The 20,363-nt window shown below is 61.9% G+C and carries 11 protein-coding genes, 2 tRNA genes and 2 rRNA genes (1 of these 15 only partly in view); 6 read left to right on the plus strand and 9 right to left on the minus strand.

Annotated elements, in window-relative coordinates; translation table 11 throughout:
- The 4 genes from LMTR13_RS34460 to LMTR13_RS34475 all read right to left on the minus strand — a co-directional run.
- Nucleotides 1-250 (minus strand): 23S ribosomal RNA (locus LMTR13_RS34460); it reaches 2,594 nt to the left of the window's first position.
- 393 nt (nucleotides 251-643) lie between these two features.
- Nucleotides 644-719 (minus strand) — tRNA-Ala (locus tag LMTR13_RS34465).
- A gap of 35 nt (nucleotides 720-754) precedes the next feature.
- A tRNA-Ile gene (locus tag LMTR13_RS34470) sits at nucleotides 755-831 on the minus strand.
- Between the two features lie 240 nt (nucleotides 832-1,071).
- Nucleotides 1,072-2,560: ribosomal RNA gene (locus LMTR13_RS34475) — 16S ribosomal RNA — on the minus strand.
- The 16S and 23S rRNA genes sit together here with 2 tRNA genes alongside, the layout of an rRNA operon.
- A gap of 840 nt (nucleotides 2,561-3,400) precedes the next feature.
- On the opposite strand from LMTR13_RS34475, the gene LMTR13_RS34480 reads away from it, so the two are divergent.
- From LMTR13_RS34480 to LMTR13_RS34495, 4 genes are all read left to right on the plus strand, one after another.
- A complete protein-coding gene (locus LMTR13_RS34480) occupies nucleotides 3,401-5,470 on the plus strand; it encodes a M23 family metallopeptidase (protein ID WP_065731629.1) in 2,070 nt (689 codons plus the stop codon).
- A 152-nt stretch (nucleotides 5,471-5,622) separates the two neighbouring features.
- On the plus strand, nucleotides 5,623-7,248 hold the full coding sequence (locus tag LMTR13_RS34485) for an SMP-30/gluconolactonase/LRE family protein (protein ID WP_065731630.1): 1,626 nt from the start codon (nucleotides 5,623-5,625) through the stop codon (nucleotides 7,246-7,248).
- A 286-nt stretch (nucleotides 7,249-7,534) separates the two neighbouring features.
- On the plus strand, nucleotides 7,535-7,894 hold the full coding sequence (locus LMTR13_RS34490; protein ID WP_065733214.1) for an SPW repeat protein: 360 nt from the start codon (nucleotides 7,535-7,537) through the stop codon (nucleotides 7,892-7,894).
- Between the two features lie 77 nt (nucleotides 7,895-7,971).
- On the plus strand, nucleotides 7,972-8,235 hold the full coding sequence (locus LMTR13_RS34495) for a hypothetical protein (protein WP_065731631.1): 264 nt from the start codon (nucleotides 7,972-7,974) through the stop codon (nucleotides 8,233-8,235).
- 71 nt (nucleotides 8,236-8,306) lie between these two features.
- Here LMTR13_RS34495 and clpB read toward each other — a convergent pair whose 3' ends face one another.
- Nucleotides 8,307-10,946, minus strand: a complete 2,640-nt coding sequence (gene clpB, locus LMTR13_RS34500; RefSeq protein WP_065733215.1) for an ATP-dependent chaperone ClpB — start codon at nucleotides 10,944-10,946, stop codon at nucleotides 8,307-8,309.
- Nucleotides 10,947-11,168: 222 nt separating this feature from the next.
- Between clpB and LMTR13_RS34505 the strand changes: the two genes are divergently transcribed.
- On the plus strand, nucleotides 11,169-11,954 hold the full coding sequence (locus tag LMTR13_RS34505) for an MOSC domain-containing protein (RefSeq protein ID WP_065731632.1): 786 nt from the start codon (nucleotides 11,169-11,171) through the stop codon (nucleotides 11,952-11,954).
- Nucleotides 11,955-12,397: 443 nt separating this feature from the next.
- On the opposite strand, the gene LMTR13_RS43925 is transcribed toward LMTR13_RS34505, so the two are convergent.
- From LMTR13_RS43925 to LMTR13_RS34520, 4 genes are all read right to left on the minus strand, one after another.
- Nucleotides 12,398-12,649 carry a transposase gene (locus LMTR13_RS43925; protein WP_083219346.1) on the minus strand — a complete coding sequence of 84 codons (252 nt, stop codon included), beginning with the start codon at nucleotides 12,647-12,649 and terminating at the stop codon, nucleotides 12,398-12,400.
- Nucleotides 12,544-13,497 carry a transposase gene (locus LMTR13_RS41440; RefSeq protein ID WP_065731633.1) on the minus strand — a complete coding sequence of 318 codons (954 nt, stop codon included), beginning with the start codon at nucleotides 13,495-13,497 and terminating at the stop codon, nucleotides 12,544-12,546. The genes LMTR13_RS43925 and LMTR13_RS41440 overlap by 106 nt, the downstream gene beginning before the upstream one ends.
- A gap of 632 nt (nucleotides 13,498-14,129) precedes the next feature.
- The gene (gene fsrB / locus LMTR13_RS34515) at nucleotides 14,130-15,419 is read right to left on the minus strand and encodes a siderophore utilization protein FsrB (protein ID WP_065731634.1); all 1,290 of its coding nucleotides are present in this window, start codon (nucleotides 15,417-15,419) and stop codon (nucleotides 14,130-14,132) included.
- A gap of 95 nt (nucleotides 15,420-15,514) precedes the next feature.
- Nucleotides 15,515-17,506 (minus strand): TonB-dependent siderophore receptor, encoded by a 1,992-nt coding sequence (locus LMTR13_RS34520; protein WP_065733216.1) that lies wholly within the window; start codon nucleotides 17,504-17,506, stop codon nucleotides 15,515-15,517.
- A gap of 1,419 nt (nucleotides 17,507-18,925) precedes the next feature.
- On the opposite strand from LMTR13_RS34520, the gene LMTR13_RS34530 reads away from it, so the two are divergent.
- Nucleotides 18,926-20,254 carry an IS1182 family transposase gene (locus LMTR13_RS34530; protein WP_197520869.1) on the plus strand — a complete coding sequence of 443 codons (1,329 nt, stop codon included), beginning with the start codon at nucleotides 18,926-18,928 and terminating at the stop codon, nucleotides 20,252-20,254.
- Nucleotides 20,255-20,363 lie beyond the last annotated feature (109 nt).

The following is a 20,363-nucleotide window of genomic DNA, read 5'->3' on the forward strand; positions in this document are numbered from 1 at the left end:
TGAATTCAGAGATTTCATACCTTCACTTGATAACTGGAAATCCAAAACCTCACGGCTTGGTCTCACACATTGCTGTCCGAACCCCAAGATAGAGATCTTGGAGTTCCAGCTATCGAAGGTGGGTTTCCCCATTCGGAAATCCGTGGATCAAAGCTTCTTCGCAGCTCCCCACGGCTTATCGCAGCGTAGCACGTCCTTCATCGCCTCTCAGCGCCAAGGCATCCACCGAACACCCTTAAGGCACTTGATTGCTCTCATTATCAATGTCCACACACTCGGCAGAATGTTGTCTGCGCAATTGCCTCAAGATCGAAATCAAAAGGCACGCACCCTCGATGAATGCTATGCGCAGCCGGACACTGATTAGAAAGACCAGCTTGCTTCGTAAGATCGAACCGATAGCGAGGCGGTCAAGCTTCGCTAAAAAGATCATTTACAACCCGATCATCTTGCGATGAGCGAGCGCCGAAATGACCTGGAGATTATGAGTGAGAGCCCGCAAATTGCTTTGCAGATCCCAAACTCGGATCGATCTCCTCTTTACGATGTCAGATATCACGCATGACGCCGTCCATCCGGACTGCGCATGCGAAGTGATGTTTCGCGGACGATTATTCGAGGCATCTCGATCTTCGATTTCATCTGGTGGAGCCAGACGGGATCGAACCGACGACCTCATGCTTGCAAAGCACGCGCTCTCCCAGCTGAGCTATGGCCCCGTACCAGAAGACGAATGCTCCGCACTCGATCAAAGTGGTGGGCCTGGGAAGACTTGAACTTCCGACCTCACGCTTATCAAGCGCGCGCTCTAACCAACTGAGCTACAAGCCCCTAACGCTCCTTCCATGAAGGATCAGGGACATGCTCGCACAATCGGCTCACGCCAATGCATCGCACAAGCGCCAAACCTTCGCACAGCGCTAAGCCCCTGGCGCGTGTTCGTCCGCGAAGAAAGAGAAACGTAGACGGCGAAATCCCGCCAATGCAGCTCAACAATCCTGACGATTGTTGGCCACTGATGTTTCTAAAACGATCCGATAGATAGCAAGCTATCTGAAGGATCATCCTTAGAAAGGAGGTGATCCAGCCGCAGGTTCCCCTACGGCTACCTTGTTACGACTTCACCCCAGTCGCTGACCCTACCGTGGCCGGCTGCCCCCTTTCGGTTAGCGCACCGTCTTCAGGTAAAACCAACTCCCATGGTGTGACGGGCGGTGTGTACAAGGCCCGGGAACGTATTCACCGTGGCGTGCTGATCCACGATTACTAGCGATTCCAACTTCATGGGCTCGAGTTGCAGAGCCCAATCCGAACTGAGACGGCTTTTTGAGATTTGCGAAGGGTCGCCCCTTAGCATCCCATTGTCACCGCCATTGTAGCACGTGTGTAGCCCAGCCCGTAAGGGCCATGAGGACTTGACGTCATCCCCACCTTCCTCGCGGCTTATCACCGGCAGTCTCCTTAGAGTGCTCAACTAAATGGTAGCAACTAAGGACGGGGGTTGCGCTCGTTGCGGGACTTAACCCAACATCTCACGACACGAGCTGACGACAGCCATGCAGCACCTGTCTCCGGTCCAGCCGAACTGAAGAACTCCGTCTCTGGAGTCCGCGACCGGGATGTCAAGGGCTGGTAAGGTTCTGCGCGTTGCGTCGAATTAAACCACATGCTCCACCGCTTGTGCGGGCCCCCGTCAATTCCTTTGAGTTTTAATCTTGCGACCGTACTCCCCAGGCGGAATGCTTAAAGCGTTAGCTGCGCCACTAGTGAGTAAACCCACTAACGGCTGGCATTCATCGTTTACGGCGTGGACTACCAGGGTATCTAATCCTGTTTGCTCCCCACGCTTTCGTGCCTCAGCGTCAGTATCGGGCCAGTGAGCCGCCTTCGCCACTGGTGTTCTTGCGAATATCTACGAATTTCACCTCTACACTCGCAGTTCCACTCACCTCTCCCGAACTCAAGATCTTCAGTATCAAAGGCAGTTCTGGAGTTGAGCTCCAGGATTTCACCCCTGACTTAAAGACCCGCCTACGCACCCTTTACGCCCAGTGATTCCGAGCAACGCTAGCCCCCTTCGTATTACCGCGGCTGCTGGCACGAAGTTAGCCGGGGCTTATTCTTGCGGTACCGTCATTATCTTCCCGCACAAAAGAGCTTTACAACCCTAGGGCCTTCATCACTCACGCGGCATGGCTGGATCAGGCTTGCGCCCATTGTCCAATATTCCCCACTGCTGCCTCCCGTAGGAGTTTGGGCCGTGTCTCAGTCCCAATGTGGCTGATCATCCTCTCAGACCAGCTACTGATCGTCGCCTTGGTGAGCCATTACCTCACCAACTAGCTAATCAGACGCGGGCCGATCTTTCGGCGATAAATCTTTCCCCGTAAGGGCTTATCCGGTATTAGCCCAAGTTTCCCTGGGTTGTTCCGAACCAAAAGGTACGTTCCCACGCGTTACTCACCCGTCTGCCGCTGACGTATTGCTACGCCCGCTCGACTTGCATGTGTTAAGCCTGCCGCCAGCGTTCGCTCTGAGCCAGGATCAAACTCTCAAGTTGGACTTGAAACCTTGAACCGGCTGATCACAACGTTTGACGAGGTCCCACCATATATATCGCCGACGATTCACATCGCTGACGACGATGGTGTAACCTTTAAAACGTGTACCGCCGAAGTCTTTCGTCCAGCCTCAATACTTCAATACTTGCGTATTCAAGTGATCGAGACTCGCAAGGACTCCGCCGTCCACGTTTCTCTTTCTTCATCTTCACTTGTCAAACAGCCCGGGACCCCAGGGATCCCACCCTTCCATCTCTGGAAGGTTCCGCGCCCACCCATCCGACGACAAATGACAACCGACTTGTATCGGCTGCTGAGTCACTCATCGTAATGAGGAGCTTACGGGGCGCGAATAGATGCCTTGGCCTCGGGGCCAATGCATCGCCGCGCTCAGTGGCCGGGTTATAGGCCCGCCCGATCGGGGTTGTCAACGCCCTTCGTCAACAAATTGTCGCATCACGTCGAAGAATTTTGAGACGCCAAGAAGTCCCTATGTTTCGGGCCTTTGGCCGCACTTGAGCCACAATCCTGCGACGTTCTGACTATAAGGTATGCATTGAATCACCGGATGCCAGTGGGGGCTGCCGGGAGTTCATCTACCCGGGACAGGCGATCTCGATGAACCCGTCGCCTTTCCCATGCGGCCAGGAAACTTCGAGAGACCTGCTGACCATTGACGTTCGAGAGTGTGGCCGGTCTTCTTCTGGCCTCTGATTCCCGAATTTCCATGCGTGCGGCAACGCCATGCTCCGGAATCGCTCCCTCAAAAGGGCGAAAACGTGGGGTCTGGGTCGGGCGAGGTCTTGTCGGATGTTAATGGAAATTGGGGGGACACAGGGTTGAGCCAGAAGGCGCCACGCGGAAGCGGCTACGGACGCGAGATCGGGATCATTGATCTCGGTCACGAGCCGCCCCTTTCCGTCGATGGCTCCGAGGCTGCGGTGATCGATCGCCGCCGTGTCTCCGTACAATGGTTTAGTGGCACCATCCTGACCGGTCTGTGCGGCGCGGCCCTCATCGGCGGCGCCGTTTTCGCTTCCCTCGATGGCGAAATGACCTTTGCCAAGGTGCCCGAGCGCGTCGAAGGCGCGCTGCGCGGTGCGTTCAGCGCCAACGATCGCACCGCTACCCTGCACAAGAGCGACCGCCTGCCGCCGCCCGGCGAATCCACCGCCTCGCGCAATGTGGTGCGGGTATCGACGGTTACCCGCGTCGGGAACCGCGACGTGATGCGGGTGCGGCCATTCGTTCGCATCTCCGGCAATCTGTCGATGACGACGAGCGATCTCAGCTCTAAAATCCCGCCGTTCAACGCGCAGCGCATGCTGACCGATGTCGGCACCACGACGCAGACGGCTTCCGAGGATCCGAACAATCCCGAGGCGGTCGAACCCGACGCCGAGGTTTCTTTTGTCACCAAAGACCTCGCAGCGGTGTTGCCGAAGGCGAAACTCTCCGCCGTGGTCGCGCTGGACGAAGTCTTGATGCGGGTACGGGATGCCGCGAATTGGCGGGGCTCGGGTGGCGTCCGCTACACGGCGCTTGCCAATGCCGCCGCCGACGCCAGCGGCGCCCAGTCCGATCTCAAGCTCGCCTACGCCACCGAAGGCAACGTCTCCGATCCCTATGCCGGCTTTGAAACCCGCATCGTGCCGGAAAATGTCACCCTGCTGCCGAAGACCAAGGATCAGATCACCGGCGGCAATCCGACCGGCGAGCGCGTTCACATCGTGAGGAAGGGCGACAGCGTCGCTTCGATCCTCCGCGACCAGGGCGCGACGCCCGATGAAGCCAGGGCGATCGCGTTGACCCTTGGCGCCCGCGGGCGCGACGGCGGACTGAAGGAAGGCCAGAAAGTCCGCATCCTGATGGCGCCCTCGGGCCTCGGCCCTGCCGCCCGGCTGCAGCCGTATCGCGTGATCGTCGCCAACGACACAACCGTCGAAGCCGTGGCCGCGCTGTCGGACGTCGGCAAATATGTCGCGGTCGACGTGCAGAGCATGAATACCGTCGCCGAAGCCCCCGCCGGCAAAGATGACGACGATGACGATGAGGATGACGGCAGCGGCGTCCGGCTCTACCAGAGCATCTACGAGACCGCCATGCGCAACAAGGTGCCGGCCGCCGTGATCGAGGACATGGTCCGCATCTATTCCTACGACGTCGACTTCCAGCGCAAGGTGCAGCCAGGCGACTCCTTCGACGTGTTCTTCGCCGGCGACGACGAAGCCACCCCCAGCACCGAAAAGACCGAGGTGCTGTTCGCTTCCCTCACCGTCGGCGGCGAGACCAAAAAATACTATCGCTTCCTGACCCCCGACGATTCCGTCGTCGACTTTTACGACGAGACCGGAAAGAGCGCGAAAAAGTTCCTGGTCCGCAAACCCGTCAACAACGCGATCATGCGATCGGGCTTTGGCGGACGCCGCCACCCGATCCTGGGCTTTACCAAGATGCACACCGGCGTGGACTGGGCGACCCCCTACGGCACGCCGATCTTCGCCTCCGGCAACGGCGTGGTCGAGAAGGTCGGCTGGGAAGGCGGCTACGGCAAATACGTTCGGCTGAAACACAACAACGGCTATGAGACCGCCTACGGCCACATGTCGGCCTTCGCCAAGGGCATGGAGCCCGGCAAGCGCGTTCGCCAGGGCCAGGTGATCGGCTTCGTCGGATCGACGGGCATGTCGACCGGCGCCCATGTCCACTACGAAATCCTGGTCAACGGCCGCTTCGTCGACCCGATGCGCGTCAAGCTGCCGCGCGGCCGCTCGCTCGAAGGCTCACTGCTAACGAGCTTCGAAAAGGAGCGCGACCGTCTCGACGCCCAGATGAGCAACCGCGGCACCTCGGCGCGGGTTTCCGAAGCCACCGGCACCACGCCGCAGACGCGCCAGGTCAGCCGGTGAACCTTCGATAACATATCTGGAAGGCCGGCAGGACTTCTCACGCCGCGCGTCGGACTTGTGGCAGCACTCTGCGCAAGCGCCCGACGGTTTCGTTTGCCAAACCTCCCGCCGCGACAAATACTGCCTCCCATAAAATCCGTGGGAGGTACGTCATGACGAGCAGGCTTGCACTCGCAGCCACTGTTGCGGCGATTGTTTTTGGATACGCGGCTGGCGCATCGTCGCAGACCTATGAGGTCACCAAGCTGGTTCCGGGCTCGGCGTTTCATGGCGTGCACGGGCTCGGGGTCGACAAGGCCGGCCGCCTGTTTGCCGGCAGCGTCGCGGGCGCCGCGCTCTACGAGGTCGATCGCGCGAGCGGCACGGCGAAGATTGCGGTCCCCTCCCCCGAAGGCATGTCCGACGACATTGCGTTCGCACCCGATGGCACCATGGCATGGACCGCCTTCCTCACTGGCGATCTCTATTCGCGTAAGGGCGATGGGCCGGTGAAGAAACTCGCCTCCGGCCTGCCCGGGATCAACTCGCTCGCCTTCCGCAAGGATGGGCGGCTGTACGCGACGCAGGTGTTTCTCGGCGATGCGCTGTACGAGATCGATGTCGACGGGGTGAAGCCGCCGCGCAAGATCATGGAGAAGATGGGCGGCCTCAACGGTTTTGAATTCGGGCCGGACGATAGACTGTACGGCCCGCTGTGGTTCAAGGGCCAGGTCGCCAGGGTCGACGTCGACAAGGCCGAACTTTCCGTGGTCGCCGACGGCTTCAAGATTCCGGCCGCGGTCAATTTCGATTCCAAGGGCAATCTCTGGGTGGTCGATACCGCGCTCGGCCAGTTGGTGCGGGTCGATCCGAAGACCGGCGCGAAGAAGATGGCCGCCCAGCTCAAGCCTTCGCTCGACAACCTCGCGATCGATGACAAGGACCGCATCTTCGTCTCCAACATGGCCGACAACGGCATCCAGGAAATCGATCCCCAGACCGGCGCGGCGAAGCAGGTCATATCAGGCAAGCTGGCGCTGCCCGGCGGCATCGGCGTCGTCTCCGACGGGGCGAAGGATACGATCTACATCGCCGACGTCTTCGCCTACCGCACCGTGGACGGCGCAACCGGCGAAGTCTCCGAACCGGCGCGCATGCATGCCGACGGCGTGACGCTGGAATATCCGATGAGCGCCACCGCCAAGGGCGACGACGTGCTGCTGTCGAGCTGGTTCACCGGCACGGTGCAACTGATCGACCGCAAGACCGGCAAGACCAAGGAGATGCTGCACGGTTTCAAGGCGCCGCACGACGCGGTCAAGCTCAGTGACGGCTCCATCCTCGTCAACGAGCTCGGCAGCAAATCGCTGGTCCGCGCCAGCGGCGAGCATGGCAAGGACCGCACCGTGGTGATCGGCAACCTCGAAGGCCCGGTCGGCCTTGCCGCCGGATCGGGCGGCACAATCTATCTGACCGAAGCCTTCGCCGGACTGGTCGCGAAGGTCGAAGCCAACGGCGAGAAAACCGTGGTCGCGAAGGACCTGAAGGGACCCGAAGGCATTGCAATGGCGCCCGACGGCAAGCTGATCGTCGCCGAGGTCGGCGCCAGGCGAATTGTTCAGATCGACCCGGCCAGCGGAGCCGTCACTGAAATCGTAGGCAACCTGCCGATCGGATTGCCGGCCGCGCCCGGCGGCCTGCCGAGCAACATTCCGACCGGCGTCGGTGTGGGAGCGACGGGGACGATCTATTTCTCGTCGGATATCGAGAACGCGATTTACAAGGTGGTGAGGAAGTAGGCGCATTACCAGCAACGGGTCTGTTGTGTAGGACTATTTCCTTAGTTATCGGAGCGAACCCTGCCTTTGGGCTATCCGGGGCCGAACAGTCTGCATGCCCCCGGCAAATCGATTGGCCGGGCCTGGTGAACTGGCTTGGCACGCCGCAGCCGACGGCCCGTACCTGCCACGGGGGCAATCGCAGCACCCCGGCGGTTTCATTAATTTGCGTCCCGCCGCAGCCCCGATGGAACCCGAACGGCCGTTGCCCGGTTGATTAACTGGCAAATCTTCAATGGAGGATGCCATGGAGAATTGGAGCAACGCAAAACTGTGCGACGTCGCGAACTTCGTCCTCGGCGCGGTCCTGTTCTTCTCGCCCTGGATGTTCGGCTTCGACGCTGGAGCGGCTTCCGGCAACGCCTATGTCACGGGTCTCGCAATCGCAATTCTGGCGATCGCGGCGCTGGCGGCATTCGCGGTGTGGGAGGAGTGGCTGAACCTGATCGTCGGCCTGTGGGCGCTGGTATCGCCTTGGGTGCTGGGCTTCCAGGGGACCACGGCGATGACGGTGCACGTGTTGATCGGCGCTGCCGTGGCGGTGCTGGCGGCGATCGAAATCTGGATCATGACGCAAAATCCGCCGCGGCTCACCACGGGCCGCTGAAGCGCCTTGCCCGCGCACCGCCCGCCGCATGCTGGCGGCGGGCGGTTGTTGGCGCGACGTGAAGGGAACGAGCAGCAATGAACCGCATTACCCGGGACGACGTCATCAAGGCAGTCAGCGGGGCTGACGAAGTCACGATCGCCCAGATCATCGGAACCGGCGCCACAGTAGATGAGCTGGCGGAGGCTCAAGCCTGGATGGCCAATGACGAGCCGATGCTGAATGCGGGCCGGCCGCTGGCGACCGGCCGGGTCCGCGAACTCGTGGATATATTGACGGAGCTCGAGCCCGAGGACGACGATCCCGGCGAGCCGGGGCCTGCCGTCAGTTCAACGGAATGATGCAGCCACGGAACCCCTAGCCGAAAGCCCCGAACCTCCCGTGTTCGGGGCTTTCGCGTTGGTGTAGCGCCTCAATTCAGCTTCCGCTTCGGCACCGGCGCTTCGAACTGCGCGATCTCCGCGGTCTGCGCGGCCTTGCCGTTGAAGGTCAGCACATTGCCTTCGCTCGAGATCACGACACGGTCGCCGTCGGCGATCTCGCCGGCGAGGATCATCTCGGCCAAGGGGTCCTGCAGGTTGCGCTGGATCACCCGCTTCAGCGGGCGGGCGCCGTAGGCCGGATCCCAGCCCTTGGCGGCCAGCCAGTCGCGCGCCGCAGCATCGAGCGTCAGCGTGATCTTGCGATCCTCCAGCAGCCTCTGCAGGCGAGCGAACTGGATCTCGACGATCCGGCCCATCTCGCTCTTCTGCAAACGGTGGAACAGGATGATCTCGTCGACGCGGTTGAGGAATTCGGGCCGAAAATGCGCCCGCACCATCCCCATCACCTGTTCGCGCACCGCCATCGTGTCCTCGCCTTCCGGCTGGTTCACCAAAAACTCCGAACCGAGGTTCGAGGTCATGATGATCAGCGTGTTGCGGAAGTCGACGGTGCGGCCCTGGCCGTCAGTCAGCCGGCCGTCGTCGAGCACCTGCAGCAGCACGTTGAAGACGTCGGGATGCGCCTTTTCGATCTCGTCGAACAGCACCACCTGATAGGGCCGCCGCCGCACCGCTTCGGTGAGCGCCCCGCCCTCGTCATAGCCGACATAGCCGGGAGGCGCGCCGATCAGCCGCGAGACCGAATGCTTTTCCATGAACTCGGACATGTCGAGGCGGACCATCGCGGTCTCGTCGTTGAACAGGTACTCGGCCAGCGCTTTCGTCAGCTCGGTCTTGCCGACGCCGGTCGGGCCTAAGAACATGAACGAGCCCATCGGGCGGTTCGGGTCCTGCAGCCCGGCGCGCGAACGGCGCACGGCGGTTGCCACCGCACGCACGGCTTCGGCCTGACCGACCACGCGCTTGCCGAGGCTGTCCTCCATCTTCAGGAGCTTGTCCCTTTCGCCTTCCAGCATCTTGTCGACGGGAACGCCGGTCCAGCGCGACACCACCTGCGCGATGTGGTTGGCGGTCACCGCCTCCTCCATCATCTCGCCCACGTCTTCCTTGGCTTCGATTTCGGCGAGCTTCTTTTCGAGTTCGGGAATCCGGCCATAGGCGAGCTCACCGGCACGCTGGAATTCGCCGCGGCGCTGGGCATTGGCGAGTTCGATGCGCAAGGTGTCGAGTTCGCTCTTCAACTTCTGCGCGTTCGACAGCTTGTTCTTCTCCGCGCTCCAGCGCGAAGTCAGGTCGGCCGATTGCTTCTCGAGCTCGGCAAGTTCCTTTTCCAGGGTCTGCAGGCGGGTTTTCGAGCCGAGATCGGTTTCCTTCTTCAGGGCCTCCTGCTCGATCTTCAGCCGGATGATTTCCCGGTCCATCGAATCGAGCTCTTCCGGCTTGGAATCGACCTGCATCTTCAGCCGCGCCGAGGCCTCATCCACGAGGTCGATGGCCTTGTCGGGCAGGAAACGATCGGTGATGTAGCGGTTCGACAGTGTGGTCGCGGCGACCAGTGCGGAATCGGTGATGCGAACGCCGTGGTGCTGCTCGTATTTGTCCTTCAGCCCACGCAGGATCGAGATGGTGTCCTCGACCGTCGGCTCGGAGACGAAGATCGGCTGGAAACGCCGTGCCAGCGCGGCGTCCTTCTCGACATGCTTGCGGTATTCGTCGAGCGTGGTTGCCCCGATGCAGTGCAGTTCGCCGCGCGCCAGCGCGGGCTTGAGCAAGTTGGACGCGTCCATCGCACCGTCCGCCTTGCCGGCGCCGACCAGCGTATGCATCTCGTCGATGAACAGGATGATCGAGCCTTCGGCTGAGGTTACTTCCTGCAGCACCGCCTTCAGCCGCTCCTCGAACTCGCCGCGGTACTTGGCGCCTGCAATCAGCGCCCCCATGTCGAGCGACAGCAGTTTCTTGTCCTTCAGGCTCTCGGGCACGTCGCCGTTGAGGATGCGCAGCGCCAGGCCTTCGACGATGGCGGTCTTGCCGACGCCCGGTTCGCCGATCAGCACGGGATTGTTCTTGGTGCGGCGGGAAAGCACCTGGATGGTGCGGCGGATTTCCTCGTCCCTGCCAATGACTGGGTCGAGCTTGCCGTCGCGCGCGGCTTGCGTGAGATCGCGGGCATATTTCTTCAGCGCGTCATAGGCGTTTTCGGCCGATGCGCTATCGGCTGTACGACCCTTGCGCAGCGATTCGATTGCCGCATTAAGGTTTTGCGGCGTGACGCCGCCCTTGCTCAGAATGGTACCGGCCTCGCCGCTCTTCTCGAGCGTCAGGCCGAGCAGCAGCCGCTCGACCGTGACAAAGCTGTCGCCGGCCTTCTCGGCGGCTTTTTCCGCCGCGTCGAAGGCGCGCGCCATATCGGGGGCAAGATAGATCTGCCCGGCGCCACTGCCCGAAACCTTCGGCAGCTTCTTCAGCGCATCCTCGGTGGCCTTGAGAATGGCGCGGGAATTACCGCCGGCGCGGTCGATCAGACCGCCGGCAAGCCCCTCGCTGTCGTCCAGCAGCACCTTGAGCACATGCAGCGTCGAGAACTGCTGGTGACCGTCGCGCATGGCGAGCGATTGCGCAGACTGGATGAAGCCGCGCGCCCGCTCGGTATATTTTTCAATATTCATCTTTTTGCTTCCCTCGGCATGCCGCTCCCACCCCTGAGGCATGATTGCGGCATCTTCATTGGGTATCCGCGGACCGCATTGACATTCCTCAACCGGCCGCAGTCGTCGCCCGCTTTCCGCGGCTTGCCTCGAATGTGGGCATCGCGGGGGAAAAACGGAAGGTGCTCACTCACAAATTCGGGAACGGTTGGCGAAAGCCGCAGGAATCCCTTAAGAAGCCGCATGGACGCCATTTCCCCCGCCCGGATCGCCGGGATTTACCGTTACCCCGTCAAAGGCCTGACCCCGGAGCAGCTCGACCGCGCCGAGCTCAAGCCCGGGCAAACCCTTTTGGCCGACCGCCGCTATGCCATCGAGAACGGCCCCTCCGGTTTCGACCCGGCGGAGCCGAAATGGCTGCCGAAGCCGCACTTCCTGATGCTGATGCGGGATGAGTGGCTGGCCGGCCTGCACACCCATTTCGACGACGCGAGCAGCGTTCTCTCGATCCGCCGGAACGGCGAGATTGCAGCCCAGGGCGACCTCACGACGGCCGAGGGCCGGCGGACAATCGAGAACTTCTTCGCCACCGCCTTTGCCGGCCAGATCAAGGGCCCGCCAAAGGTACTGGAAAGCCCCGGCCACAGTTTTTCGGATGTCGCCCGCAAAGTCGTCTCGATCATCAACCTCGCCAGCGTGCGCGCCGTCGAGGATATCGTCGGCGCGCCGGTCCATCCGCTTCGCTTCCGCGCCAATCTCTATGTCGAGGGCTGGCCGGCCTGGCACGAATTCGACCTGCTCGACCGAACGCTTGCGATCGGCGATATCAGGCTGAAGGTGGTGAAACGCATCGTCCGCTGCGCCGCCGTCAATGTCGATCCCGATACTGCCCAGCGCGACCTCGCGATTCCTCCGGCGCTGCAGCGCCGGCTCGGCCACGGTGATTGCGGGATCTATGCCGAGGTGATCACCGGCGGCAGCATCAGCACCGGCGACGCGATCGCGGCGGAGCAGCCGGAGTTGCTGTAGGGCGTCTCCTGCCATTGCAAGTACGACGCTCACGCGTTCGTCATCCCGGCCAACGGTCGCGAATGCGCGCCCGATGACAGGCTCCGGCGGGGATCCAGTACGCCGCGGCTTATCGATTCAATCACTGCTGTCTCTGGAATGCGGGGTCGCCCGGTCAAGCCGGGCGATGACAATTGAGTGTAGGTCGGCGATCTCGCGACATGAACTGCCCGAGGTTTGCCTAAGAATCTCCCGCCCTCTCATTTAGAGGGCGCAGGGAAGACCGCATAGGCGTTAAGGTAGCGCGAGCATCGATTGATACCGACGTTTTCGAGGAGGCTCGCGCAGGTGCCGCCCAAGCGCTCGTTTTCTGCGGCGGAAGCAACGGATGGTTGGTTGTGGAATGATCGCTTGTAGCAAGGATGCAACGAGTTGTTGCAGAATACGCCAAGCGCCAGGTGTCGTCAGGCGGCCTGCATCCAGCGGGGAGAGTCCTCGAAGTCGCAGGCAAGCGGCTCGAGCAGCAGGATGATCAAGAGGTGGGCCAGCAGGTAGGGCTTGGCGGAGCGCGGATCGGTTCCAGGTGGCGTCTTGAGACCAATCAGGCTCTTCAGTCGCTTGAAGCCAAGTTCGATGCGCCATCGCAGTCGATAGAGCGCGAGTACATCCTTGGTGGAGGACTCGTCCCGTGCGAGCGACGTGACAGAATGACCCAATCCGCGGCTTCCAGAGTTTCTTTGGAGATGACGCGGTTTTCGTCTTGTGCGTCTCGCCGGGCTTTACGACGCGAAGCCGCGACTGCACCGGCGGGCTTCTTGACTGCGACCAGACGCATAGCCAGAGGCGCACCGTCCTTGCGTTTGATCCAAATCCTCCGATCGATCAGTCCGTGCGCCTTCGCCGCACGCAATTGGGCCATCAGATCGAACGGAAGGCCTTTGGCATCAAGCCAACGTGCGTTCTTCCAGCCCGCTCGGATCAAAACGTCTGCCCCGGCGTCGCGGACAGCGGCGATGCGGTCAGGTTGCAGATATGCGCGGTCAGCAATGCGGATCTCGTTCTTGACCACCGGTATCCGGTCAAACGTTTCGCCCTCTTGCTGATCTGTCAGCTCGAAGTGACCAAAGCGCTCATATGGCAGATCGAATGCACTATGAACGCGCCAAAGCTCACTGTACCTGCGCGCAGCCGGTCCTGCCTGAGGCACTGTCGTCGCATCGATAATACGGATCAGGCGGCCTCGGCTCGCCTTCGGGGCTGCCGCAGCGAGCAAGCCCTCCACCAGCACTGCAAACCAATCGCCACATTGACGCAGGCGATAGAACAACGCCACGCTGCTGAGGTCGGCAAGGCCAACAGAAGCGGCCCACGCGGCTGTCGATCTCAACCCTCTTTCACCCAGACAATAGGCCAGCATCAGCCGAAGTAACGACACCGCATCTGGAATTTGGCGCCGCCGCACGAAAGCCTTCGTCTGGCGCGCACTTATCTCAAGCTGCGCAGCCCCGCCGAGCTGCGTAACCACTCTCGTCCAGTCCTCGTTCAGAAGCGATTCGTCTGCCATCCCGCCTTGGAATCACACGTGATTCCAACACTCAAGGATAAACTTAACGCCTATGGGGAAGACCGGGCGCGCGCCGCACCCGCGGTCTCGTGTGCAATTGCGCATAGGAAAAACGCACACGAGCATACAGGTACAGCGGGAGCATCCCGGCCTTCCCTGCGCAATGGCTTTACGGCTTACTTCGTGCTCTTCCCGGAGAACGGCTTTCTTGCCTCCGTCGCCCCCGAGAAGCTTCGCTTCTCTCGGACTTAACGCCAGCACCGCGGCGCCAGAACCACACGACTTCGCCGTACGCGTCGGGCGCCACCGTCTTGTGCGCCATTCGCGTCCATCGCATCTCACCGCACGTTCGTGACGATCGCGAAGCGCCCCTCATCCGCCGTGAGACGGGCGGATTTATGCGGCTGATTTGGGTGAGAACGAAAGCAGTATATTTTTGATTCGTGGGCTTGACACGATTTCTGAAAATCCGAAGCGATTTGCCCCGTCGTGTTGATTTGTCGCAGCTCCGGCGTGAAAGCGTGCTTGCAGGGCAGGCAAATCAGTAGCGGTAGGGTGGGCGAAGGGCTCCTGGCCGTGCCCACCATTCTCAATCCCGATCCCGATTCGGAGGCCCGACCGGCTCGATGGAGCTATTCCGCCGGCGCGAGGTGTCCGCTCGCGCGTGCTGCAGCGGTCTCGCGCACCCGGACCCGGGCACGGCGCTTGCGCCACCAGATCACGACGCCGGTCACCGATAGCGCCGCAACCACCAGCCCCATCACCGAGATCAGGATGCGGCCGGGCAGCCCCACGATACGTCCGGAATGCAGCGGGAACTGCGCCTGCACGAAGATGTCAGCGGCGGTGCCGACCCACGGCAGTCGCTCGCCGATCGGGCGTCCATCCTCGCTGTCGTAATAGAGCTGCGCGGGGCCGACGCCGCCGGCGCCATGGTCGTCGCCGGGGTGGAAGAAAGCCGCGGCATACACACCGTGCGCCGGGCCGTAGTTGATCGAGCCGACAGGCGTGGTCCATCCGCGCCTCTTGCCGTCGGCCGCGGCGCGCGCGGCGATATCGGCATACGTGACCTTGGGTTCGATCGGATCGTCGAGATGCCGATACGGACGCTGCTCATACGGCGTCGGGGTGTAGTTCGATACCGTCTTCATCAGCGGCGAGAACACCTCGAAATACAGGTTGAGCGAGAACGCCGTGAAGGCAATGACGAACAGCAGCGCCCAGGTCCACAGGCTGAAAGCGCGGTGGATATCGAAATTGATCCGATAGGCACTGCCTGAGGTCTTGATCTTCCAGGCCGGCGCCCAGCGCGTCCAGAAGCCACGGCCGAGTTCGCGCGCAACGGCAGGTGCCCGCTCAGCCCTGGCGCGGCGACGGGACGGCAGCGTCAGATAAAAGCCGACGAAGCAATCGATGGTCCAGATGATCGCGATGACGCCGAGCACGCGCATGCCCCAGCGATCGCTGCCCCAGAACTCCGGAATGTGCATGGTGTAGTGCAGCTTGTAGAGGAACGAGACGAAGTTGGCGCGCGTCACCGGCCACACCGCTCCCCAGTGGCGCCGCCCGAGCTCTACGCCGGTGTTGGGATCGAGGAAGATCTGATTGTAGTCGAGCTCATATCGCTTGCCGGTGGCGGGATCGATCCGCGGCAGCACGAAGAACCACAGCGAATGGTCTTTCTCCGGGGTCATGAACATGTGGACGACGCGCGCACGCGGATCGCGCTGCTCGATCAGCTTGACAAGCTCGACGGAAGGAATCGCGGGACCGCTGCTGGTCACATCGAACAGATTCTTGTTCAAGAGGTCATCGATCTCGTGATCCCACGAGATGATTGCGCCGGTGACGCCCGAAAAAAACAGAAAGCCGGCGGTGAGAAGGCCGGCCCAGCGATGCAGTCGCCCGAAGATTGATTTCATGGCTTCGCCCGTGCTGTTGGTGCCTCAATTAGCAAACGTCATCACCGCCGGTCGACCGACCGGCGGTGATGTATCCATCGCATTTCGCAGCCGACCTACCATCGATAGGTCAGCTTCGCGATCGCCTTGCGGCCCTCGGCATAGAAGCAGCTTGTGTAGCCGTAGCAGGCTGCGACATAGCGGGTGTCGGCGATGTTGGTGACGTTCAGCGCCAGGCGATAGTTGTCTTTGGTGTAGGCCAGCAGCGCGTCGACCGCGGTCGAGGCCGGCACCTTGAAGGTGTTGGCATCGTCGCCGAAGGTCGAACCGACATAACGGACGCCGCCACCTATTTGGACGCCAGCGAGCGGCCCACTCTGCAGCGTGTAGTCGGTCCACAGCGCGAACCGGTTGAGCGGCACGGTGGTCGGCGCCTTGCCGACGTTTACGGGGTCCTCCGTGACCACGGCATCGATGTAGGAGTAGGCGCCGCGGACGTTGAAACCTTCGATCAGCGTAGCAGTACCTTCGAGTTCGATGCCGCGCGAGTTCACCTGCCCCCTCTGCTCGGCAGTGTACGATGGAGGCGCGAAGGTCACGACATTGGAGCGCGTCAGATCGAACGCCGCCAGAGTGATCAGCGCATTGATTCCGACCGGCTGGTACTTCACGCCGACTTCATACTGGACGCCGGTTTCCGGCTTCAGCAGCTCGCCCGCGGCGTTGACGTTGAGCACCGGCAGGAACGATTCGGCGTAGCTGAAATACGGCGCGATGCCGTTGTCGAAATTGTACATCACGGCCGCACGAGCGGTGAAGGCCGAGGCGTCGGTCGTAGCGAAAGACTTGTTGAAACGGTCGTCGAGATCGGTCGAGGCGAAGTCCTGCCGGCCGCCCACCAGGAACGAGAGACGGCCGAGTTTGATCTGGTCCTGCGCGTAGAACCCGATCTGCGACTGCTTGATGGCCTTGTCGTCGTAGGGGCCGTCATTGGTCCATGTGTTGGTGTAGACAGGCGCAAATACGTTGATCTTGCCGGTGCTGTACCCTGAAGCGGCGTCCCGGAACGACGTGTTGCGGTAGTCGATGCCGAACAACGTGGTGTGGCTCAAAATGCCGGTGACGAACTTGCCCTGGAGCTGGTTATCGACCGCGAAGGAGTTGATGGTCGATGCACCGCCTGCGCCATAGCGCGACATCAGGCCTGCGGCTTCGTCGGCCGCGGAGGCGTAGCCCAGGCCGTAGAAGCTCTGCTGTTCGTTGTGCATCCACGCATAACGCAGGTTCTGCCGGAACGTGAGGGCCTCGTTGATGTCGTGCGACAGCAGGTATCCGGCCGTGGCCAGTTCGGTATCGAACCGGTTGAAATTGGGTTCGCCGCCGAAAAACGTGTTCCGGATGAAGCGGCCGTTATTGGCAAACGCCGTGCCCGATGCCGGCAGGAATTGCAGGCCCCAGCCCGTGGTGTCCTTTTGATAATTGGCCAGCAGGGTAATGGTGGTGGCGTCGTTCGGCTTGAACGTCACGGAGGGCGCGATGAAGACGCGGTTGTCCTTGGTGAAATCAACCTGGGTTTCGCCGTCGCGGACGACGCCTGTCAGGCGCCACAACACGGTGCCTTCCTTGTTGGCGGAGCCGCCGATGTCAAATTGGCCCTGGTAGCGATTGAAGCTGCCGCCCGAGACGGAGATCTCGCCGAACTGGTAGGCCGTGGGCAGCTTGCTGACATAGTTGAGAATGCCGCCGGTGCCGCTGCCGCCGTACATCACCGAGGATGGCCCCTTCAGCACTTCGAGACGTTCGGCGCCGTAGGGCTCCAGACCAAGGAAGTGCACATACTGACTGCTGGGCAGCCGCAGGCCGTCCAGATAAAGGCCCGGCATGGTCATGTCGAAACCGCGGATCTGCAGTCCGCCGAATCGCGTATCGGAACCGCCGTTGACGTCGCCGCTGACGCCCGCGGTATAGCGCAGCGCCGCGCCGACCGACTCGGCCCCCTGGTTTTTGATCTGGTCTGTCGTGACGACCGAAATCGACTGCGGGGTTTCGATGATCGGCGTGTCGGTCTTGGTCGCGGTCCCGGTGCGGGTTGCGACGAAGCCGCGCACGGGACCGTTGGCGCGTTCGCCGGCACCTGGGCCCGATGCAGGCACAGCCGGTGCCGCCTGCGGGTTGGCAGCGGCGCGAGAGATGCGCGTCGCGCGCGTGGTCGCGGCGCGGCGGGATGGCTGGGCCGCCGCCGGGCGCGCGCGCTCCTGCGGCGCGTCCACGGTGACCGGCGGCAGTGACGACTGCGCCAGCGCAGCGCCTGTCGGCAGGGAGAGGGTGAAACTGCTGACTGCCCCGAGGCAGATCGTTCGCAAGAGTTGAAGTCGAGTGGCGGAAAACGAATGAAATGCTGTTGGTGTCAACCTTAGATGCCCCGAAGTCTGCCGGCTTTGGCCGGTAGGATTTTTGATGCCTCGCTCTAACGCAGACATCCTCGGAGTTCGATGGGTGTGGTTGCTAGAATCGCTCCAGATCGCGCGGTTCCATGCAAGCGGCCGCCGCAATGCGACTTGGAGGAATTCTAATTCGCTGATGACGCCCCGCGATCTTCAGATCATCGACGCAAATGTGTGCCAGCTAGCCCGCCGAAAAAGATTCAATATGCGATACATCACCCGTCTTGCGGTTGAGCCGGTCTCGATGGTGACGCGCATCGACGCTGCGCGGACGTGAGGTCGCCCCCGATTGGACTTTCAGATCCCAAGCGCGAGAAAGCCGCGACAAACCACGATCAAACCCACGGCAATAGCCTTGTTGAGAGCATTCAAATTGAACGGAACGGCTTAACGCAGCCGATCTCAGGCAGCTCAGGCGTCCATCACTTCGCCTATTAACTCAAGGCAGACAACGCCGGTGTTCTTGCCATATAGTTCAGCACTCAGACGAGCGGGATGTCTGTTCGGAGGATTGAGGTCATGCGTAAAACACAGGGATCGTTACTCCTGGCTATCGCTGCTGTCCTTTTCAGCCCACCGGTAGGGGCGCAACAGGTTGCGGCCGAAACGCCGCAGACAATGCTGTCGGCTCAGATTCGTACGCAGGGGTTTACCTGTGACAAGGCGCTCGGCGCCACCAGGGACAGAAAGCGATCCCAGCCGGACCGTGTCGTCTGGGTCCTCAAATGCAGCAACGCGACATACCGCGTCACACGCGCCCCCGACATGGCAGCGAAGGTCGAACCGCTCCCGTAAGCGGATCACCTGCGCTCAAACGAGCGCCGGGAGATGGATCTTCTGACCACGGCTGCCTCTCCCCATTAGCGCCGTAGGGTGGGCAAAGCCACGGGTCGCGCGAATGCGCGCGCGATGACAGGCTACGCGTGCCCACCGTGCGTGCGAACCGTCGGCGATGGTGGGCACTGCGCTTGCGCGCCTTTGCCCACCCTACGAGGCTGTGAATCTTTCATTTCGGCTTGGCGGATGTAGCGGAGATCAAGGCGGTCGTGATTCTCTATGTGCGTTGATTCGCCGGAGAGAATAATGGCTGACGAAGGGCTCTTTGGAGAATTGCCGGAACAGGTAAAGCCCCGAGCGGGTGCGGAGCCGCGTGGAGCGCCGCGACTGCGCGAGCCAATGCGCGAGCAGATCGAACTTCGCGCTGTGGATATCGAGAGCCTGATCGGGCAAGAGCATCCGGCGCGCGTGATCTGGGGCTATGTTGAGGGGCTGGACCTGAGCGAGCTTGAGGATCGGGTCAAGGCGCGGGAGAATACGCCCGGCCATCCGCCGCCATCGCCACGACTGCTGCTGGCTCTTTGGCTTTACGCCACGAGCGATGGCGTGGGCAGCGCGCGTGCCTTGGCCCGCCTCTGCGAGAACCATGACGTCTATCGCTGGCTCTGTGGCGGGGTGTCGATGAACTATCACACGCTGTCGGACTTCCGGGTCGGTTGTGCCGACCTGCTCGACCGGTTGCTGAGCGAGCATCTGGCGGCGCTGAGCAAGGCGGGGCTGGTCGATCTGGAGAAGTTGACCCAAGACGGGGTGCGGATACGGGCCAATGCGGGGACCGGATCGTTCCGGCGCGAGGCGACGCTGGATCGGCAGATGGCGCAGGCCCAGGCGATAGTGGAGGAGCTGAAGCGCGAGGTCGATGCGGATCCGGAAGCCAGCAATCGGCGCATCCGGGCCGCCAGGGAGCGCGCGGCGCGCGAACGCAGCGAGCGCGTACAGGCTGCGCAAGCGGCGCTGGCCGAGATCAAGCGCAAGCGAAAGCAACTCGACGAGAAGGGCGGCAATGGCAAAAAGCCGAAGGAACCGCGGGCCTCTACCACAGACCCGCAGGCACGGGTGATGAAGATGGCGGATGCCGGCTTCCGTCCAGCCTACAACGTGCAGGTGGCCAGTGCAGCGGGCGAGCTGATCGTGGTCACGGTCGATGTCGATAACAATGGATCGGATCGCGGCCTGATGCGGCCGATGCTGGAACGAACGCGCTCACTGCTGGGCTGCTTTCCCCGCCGCCACCTCGTCGATGGCGGGTTCTGCAGCGCCGAGGACATCGAGTGGGCGCATGGCAAAGGCGTTGACGTCTACTGCCCACCAACACAATCCAGGAGTGGCATCGATCCTTATTTGCCCCGGCCCGGCGACAGCCCGGGCGTGTTGGCCTGGCGTGCCCGCATGGCCAGCGAAGATGGCAAGGCGCAGTACCGAGCCCGCACGATCTGCGAATGCATCCATGCCCGCTGGCGCAACTGGGACCTGCGGCAATTGACCGTCCGCGGCATCGACAAGGTCCGCGCCGTCGTGCTCTGGTTCGCGCTCACCAACAACATCTTGCAGGGCCACCGTCTCGCCAAAACCTAGTGGCACCGCCAACGTCCGTCTCTTCACAACGGTCGGATCAACTCACACCCTGACCTCGCCTTGCCAATCCCCGCGGACCCAAAAGCTTCACAGGCTCTACGGGTTCGCC

It is taken from the genome of Bradyrhizobium icense (assembly GCF_001693385.1).
Taxonomy (GTDB): domain Bacteria; phylum Pseudomonadota; class Alphaproteobacteria; order Rhizobiales; family Xanthobacteraceae; genus Bradyrhizobium; species Bradyrhizobium icense.